This window comes from Sedimenticola hydrogenitrophicus, from assembly GCF_029017505.1.
Lineage (GTDB): Bacteria > Pseudomonadota > Gammaproteobacteria > Chromatiales > Chromatiaceae > Sedimenticola > Sedimenticola hydrogenitrophicus_A.
Window position 1 is genome coordinate 1 of record NZ_JAQGEI010000114.1, and the last position, 661, is coordinate 661.

A 661-nucleotide genomic window follows, 5' to 3' on the forward strand; every position below is an offset into this window, starting at 1 on the left:
GGGGTAACACCTGGTTCATATCATCGGGCGAGACCGCCAGCGCGGGCCTGGTTTTTCTTATCTCGCTACTCCGTGTCGGGTCCAGGTGCACCCAGTAGACCTCGCCACGCTTTACCATTGCCACTCCTCGTTCTCATCCCCGGTTTCGACCAGGTCGGCCCAAACGTCCTCGTCGGCTTGCGGACGATAGCCATCAAACCAGCCCGTGCGTGGGGCGCGGACCGGCTCTATGACGATACTTTTGCCATCGAGACGCAGCTCGATCTCGTTATCGATCTCGCAAGCGGCGAGAAACGAGGCCGGGATCAGGACGCCACGGGAGTTGCCAATCTTTCGAAGGGTGCTTTTCATTGTCGGTGACTCTGCTGAAGTTGAGTAATAACAATGTTAGTTACTCATCTTGTTTGGCGAAACCCGTGTTTGGTCAGAAGCGGCGCATCAGGGTGACACCATTTCCCAGATCCGTCTCTCCACCAGGCGAAAGGACCTCATCAACAGGAACTCCATCGAACCGGACACGATAGTCCGAGAAATTTCGAACCGGTTCACCGGGGTCGACCCGATCAATGGTCACGCGATCAAACAGGGCATGGGCGTTGCCTAGCCCTACCATTTACCCATAAATAGCACTGAACTTTGACATGTTCGCCAGATTGAGTGG

At 55.5% G+C, this 661-nt stretch carries 2 protein-coding genes; both read right to left on the reverse strand.

Annotated features, from left to right (window positions below; all coding sequences use genetic code 11):
- Positions 1–118: type II toxin-antitoxin system PemK/MazF family toxin (locus O9K64_RS23500; protein ID WP_275100546.1), on the reverse strand; the 118-nt coding region annotated here is incomplete at its 3' end.
- Positions 112–351: an AbrB/MazE/SpoVT family DNA-binding domain-containing protein gene (locus O9K64_RS23505; RefSeq protein WP_275100545.1), complete on the reverse strand. Its 240-nt coding sequence runs from the start codon at positions 349–351 to the stop codon at positions 112–114. The genes O9K64_RS23500 and O9K64_RS23505, both read right to left, overlap by 7 nt.
- Positions 352–661 lie beyond the last annotated feature (310 nt).

Coding starts and splice junctions, on each gene's coding strand:
- O9K64_RS23505 (WP_275100545.1), bottom strand. CDS start 351: ATGAAAAGCACCCTTCGAAAGATTGGCAACTCCCGTGGCGTCCTGATC.